Source organism: Mesorhizobium sp. M7A.F.Ca.CA.004.06.1.1, assembly GCF_003999135.1.
Classification (GTDB): Bacteria; Pseudomonadota; Alphaproteobacteria; order Rhizobiales; family Rhizobiaceae; genus Mesorhizobium.
This window is the reverse complement of sequence record NZ_RZPQ01000604.1, coordinates 1-3,640: the sequence shown is the minus strand read 5'-3', so window position 1 is coordinate 3,640 and position 3,640 is coordinate 1. Positions and strand designations below refer to the sequence as shown.

Genomic DNA, 3,640 nt, shown 5'->3' with positions numbered 1-3,640 from the left:
CGGCCGCCGACATTTCCCAGGCGAAATCGCCGCCGACGAAGCCGACCATCAGGTCAAGGTCGAACGGGAAGCAGAGGAAATAGATGTCGTGCCTGGCCATCCGCTCGATCAGCAGGTCGTCGAAGGGCTGCAGCCCGAGCCTGGTGCCCGATATCTCGACCGGCAATTTGGTCAGCATGCCCATCGGCAGGTCGAAGAAGGCGCCGAAATGCGTGTCGGGCAGGGCCGGCGAGAACGCGATCTCCTCGAAGGCGAGCACCGCCGGCGAAGCGGTGACGATCACTGCTTTGGCGCGGACGGTGCCGCGATCGGTGACGCAGGCGACGCCGGGCACGTCCCACAGGATCTTGCGCACCGGCGTCGACAGTTCGACCGGCACGCCGGCGCCGAAACGCGCCACCAGCGCGCCAAGGCCCTCCTTGCTGAAGTAGTTCGGGTCGAGATCGGCCGCGGCCTGGAAGTCCAGGATCGAGATTTCGTCCTCGTCGGCACCGAAATCCATCGGCCCGGCGAAGGTGGCGGCGGCGCGCGGCGCATGGCCTTTTGCCAAAAGCGCCGAAAGACGATCGTCATCTCCGTCCTTCACTTCATGCCTGGCCAGCAGTTCGAACAGCTTTGCGTCGGCGGCCTTCATGTCGGCTTCTTCCGCTTCGCTCGCCTTGCGCTCGCGGTAGTAGAGATGATCAACGTTCATGTCGTGATGATGCAACGTCCAGCCTGCCGCCTGGGCTTCGGGAAAATAGGGATTGCGGTCGGCGGCATGCAGCCAGGCGCAGCCGATGTCGAAAGGCACGCCGAAATGCTGGTCGCTGGTCCAGGCTCGCCCGCCGATTCGGTCCATCGCTTCGAGCAGCGTGAAGGAAAGCCCCGCGGCCTGCAGGGTCCTGGCGGCGGCAAGACCCGCCGAGCCGGCACCGATGATGACGACATCAACGTCTTGCATGCAGCCCCCTTGCCACAATAATCACTTGATCCTAGGCAAATTCCACGGCATTCGCCAGCATTGCAGCGGTGACAGTGACAAGTGCGCGTTTCGCTGGCAAGTTCGCAATTGGGACGTGATTCAGGCAACCAGGAGATCAACATGGCAATTCTTGCCAAGGGAAAGATGTTTGCAGCGGCCGTGGTGGCGGTGCTTGCGCTGGCGACGGGCGCACAGGCAGCGGCCAGCTGCGGCAAGACCGGCGCCGGCTTCGAGGCCTGGAAGCAGGATTTTGCCGCGCAGGCCAGGTCGGAAGGTGTAGGCGCCAAGGGGCTGGCCGCTCTGGCCGGGGCGAACTACGCGACCAAGACGATCTCCGTCGACCGCGGCATTCACAAGGCTTTCAGCGGCTCGGTGGACGATTTCATGCGGCGGCGCGGCGGCGCGGCGATTATTTCCAAGGGCCGGTCGCTGAAAAAGTCGAATGCGGCGCTGTTCGCCAAGATCGAAGCGAATTACGGCGTGTCGCCGGGCGTGTTGCTCGCCATCTGGGGTATGGAAACCGGCTTCGGTTCGGCCATGGGCAACCAGAACACCGTCTCTGCCATTTTGACGCTTGCCTATGATTGCCGCCGCCCGGGGTTCTTCTACCCGCATGCCATCGCAGCCCTGAAGCTGGTTGATCGCGGGGCGTTGTCAGCCTCGTCGGTCGGCGCCGCGCATGGCGAGATCGGACACACGCAGTTCCTGCCAGGAAACGTCCTGAAATATGGCGTCGGCGGCGGAAACCTGCGCGACAAGGGCACGGCGCTGGCTTCCACCGCCAACTTCCTCAAGGGCCATGGCTGGCGGGCGGGCGCGAGCGCGAGTGCGAATATGGGCGCGATTGCCGGCTGGAATTCCGCGAGCGTCTATCAGCAGGCCATCGCCCGCATCGCCACGGCGATCGACGGCGATTGACGGACCATGCACCGGGCAGAAGGGCCCCGGCCATTTCTGACTTGATCGAAAACCCGGCGCGAATGCCGGGTTTTTATTTGATTTCGAGCGTGTAGGAGCAGCCGGCCAGGGTCTTGCCGGGGTGGGACTCGACGGTCGAGACGTTAAGCTTGACGTCCGTGGAGAAGGTCAATCCTTCCGACTCTTCGGTGCTGTGGACAACGACCTTCTCGCCAAGGAATTTTTGCGGCGTGGAAAAAACGGCCATGACGTTGAGTTCTTCGGCAAGCTCCGGCGCGGCAACGCCGTCGAGCACGGCCATCGGCCCCGCAGCGGTAAACACGATCGATCCTGTCTCGCGGTTGAACACGCGGATTTTGGCCGGCAGTTCGTATTGGCTGAGAAACGGATTGCCCGAGGCAACCTCCTTCCAGCCAAGCGTTTCAACGGCGCCCGGTGCGCTGGACAGCCACAGGGCAAAGTCGTTGTAGGTCGGAACGTCCGCCCTGCACTCGATCAGCGCCGGAAGGTCGAGAGAGGCGGGGTCGAACTCCTGGCCCGCCGCCGGCGTCGCCAGAACAACCAGGGGCGCCAGGCAGCGACCGAAACCGCGCATCCGCCCTACTTGGCGCGGTTGCGCGCGGCCAGCGTCCTCAGCCGCAGCGCATTGAGACGGATGAAGCCGGCGGCGTCCTTCTGGTCGTAGGCGCCGCGGTCGTCCTCGAAGGTGACCAGCGCATCCGAATAGAGCGTCTTCTTCGACTTGCGGCCGGTGACCATGACGTTGCCCTTGTAGAGCTTGAGGCGCACCGTGCCCTCGACCTCTTCCTGGCTCTTGTCGATCATCGCCTGCAGCATCAGCCGTTCGGGCGCGAACCAGAAGCCGTTGTAGATCAGCTCAGCGTAACGCGGCATGAACTCGTCCTTGAGATGGGCGGCCCCACGGTCGAGCGTGATCGATTCGATGGCGCGGTGGGCGGCAATCAGGATCGTGCCGCCTGGTGTTTCGTAGACGCCACGCGATTTCATGCCGACGAAGCGGTTCTCGACCAGGTCGAGCCGGCCGATGCCATTGTCGCGGCCAAGATCGTTGAGTGCCGCCAGCATGGTCGCCGGCGACAGCTTCTTGCCGTTCAGCGCGATCGGATCGCCCTTCAGGAACTCGATCTCGATCTCGGTGACGGTATCAGGTGCGTCCATCGGCGAAACGGTGCGCTGGTGGACGAATTCGGGCGGCTCCACCCACGGGTCTTCCAGCACCTTGCCCTCGGAGGACGAATGCAAAAGGTTGGCGTCGACCGAGAACGGTGCGTCGCCCTTCTTGTCCTTCGGCACCGGGATCTGGTGCTGCTCGGCGAAATTCATCAGGTCGGTGCGCGACTTGAATGACCAGTCGCGCCACGGCGCGATGACCTTGATGTCGGGGTTCAATGCGTAAGCCGAAAGCTCGAAGCGCACCTGATCGTTGCCCTTGCCGGTGGCGCCATGCGCGATCGCGTCGGCGCCGGTTTCCCGCGCTATATCGACCAGATGCTTGGAGATCAGCGGCCGCGCGATCGAGGTGCCAAGCAGATAGGTGCCTTCATAGACGGTGTTGGCGCGGAACATCGGGAAGACGAAGTCGGACACGAATTCCTCGCGCACGTCGACGACGCGGATGTCCTTGATGCCCATCATCTCGGCCTTGCGACGGGCCGGCTCGAGTTCGCCGCCCTGGCCGAGATCGGCGGTGAAAGTCACGACTTCGGCGCCGAGTTCAGTCTGCAGCCATTTCAGGAT

Annotated in this window: 4 protein-coding genes; 1 reads left to right on the top strand and 3 read right to left on the bottom strand. The window is 63.6% G+C overall.

All coding sequences use genetic code 11. The annotated features are described in order from the left end of the window. Positions 1-943 (bottom strand): FAD-dependent oxidoreductase (locus EN906_RS26660; RefSeq protein ID WP_127375492.1); only part of this gene is annotated, 943 nt, incomplete at its 3' end. Between the two features lie 141 nt (positions 944-1,084). Between EN906_RS26660 and EN906_RS26655 the strand changes: the two genes are divergently transcribed. After that, positions 1,085-1,882: a lytic transglycosylase domain-containing protein gene (locus tag EN906_RS26655; RefSeq protein WP_127271186.1), complete on the top strand. Its 798-nt coding sequence runs from the start codon at positions 1,085-1,087 to the stop codon at positions 1,880-1,882. 73 nt (positions 1,883-1,955) lie between these two features. Here EN906_RS26655 and EN906_RS26650 read toward each other — a convergent pair whose 3' ends face one another. Both EN906_RS26650 and EN906_RS26645 read right to left on the bottom strand, forming a co-directional pair. Continuing rightward, complete coding sequence (locus tag EN906_RS26650; protein ID WP_127273228.1) at positions 1,956-2,477, bottom strand: hypothetical protein; 522 nt, start codon at positions 2,475-2,477, stop codon at positions 1,956-1,958. A 5-nt stretch (positions 2,478-2,482) separates the two neighbouring features. Next, on the bottom strand, positions 2,483-3,640 hold a 1,158-nt coding region (locus EN906_RS26645; RefSeq protein WP_127375491.1), incomplete at its 5' end, for an argininosuccinate synthase.

Excerpts from the sequence above, each read along its gene's own strand:
- EN906_RS26655 (WP_127271186.1), top strand. The coding sequence starts at position 1,085 with ATGGCAATTCTTGCCAAGGGAAAGATGTTTGCAGCGGCCGTGGTGGCG.
- EN906_RS26650 (WP_127273228.1), bottom strand. The coding sequence starts at position 2,477 with ATGCGCGGTTTCGGTCGCTGCCTGGCGCCCCTGGTTGTTCTGGCGACG.